Origin of the sequence: Cupriavidus sp. KB_39 (assembly GCF_052114485.1) — a bacterium.
GTDB lineage: Bacteria > Pseudomonadota > Gammaproteobacteria > Burkholderiales > Burkholderiaceae > Cupriavidus.
Genome location: NZ_JBFREV010000223.1, coordinates 1 through 429, shown reverse-complemented (window position 1 = coordinate 429; position 429 = coordinate 1). Strand labels below are relative to the sequence as shown.

Sequence of the window (429 nt, the reverse complement as noted above, 5' to 3'; positions counted from 1 at the left end):
TGTCATCAGCGCGATCACCGGCGACTGGCGTGCGTCGGCCATCAGCTTGAGTTGGTCGACGGCGGCAGGGAGCGTCGGCGCAGGCGCCCATTGCAGGCTGTTCATGAAGCCCTGCCAGTGTTCTGCGTAGTCCGCGAAATACTGTTCGGTCAGCGCGGCCTGCAGGGCATCGGCCGAGCGGTCCGCCGGCTGCCCGGCGTCCTGCGGCTTGCCATCGGTCAACACCCAGTCGCGGGCGATCTCCGTGCGTTTGGCAGCGGCCGCGATGGCGGGGCGATATGGCCCTMGTACGCCTGTCGGGTGAAGATGCCCGGCACGACGGCCGTCGTGCGGACCAGTCCGCGCGGATCAGTGCCTGTTGTCAACGACGCCAGGGTCTGGTCAGGATACCGGTTGCCGTTGTGGGTGCCGAAGGCGTCCGAAGGCGTC

At 68.0% G+C, this 429-nt stretch carries 1 protein-coding gene; it reads right to left on the bottom strand.

The genetic code is table 11. The annotated features are described in order from the left end of the window. Nucleotides 1-225, bottom strand: a 225-nt coding sequence (locus AB4Z27_RS29655) for an ImcF-related family protein (RefSeq protein ID WP_441646066.1), incomplete at its 3' end; no start/stop codon positions are given. Nucleotides 226-429: the final 204 nt, after the last annotated feature.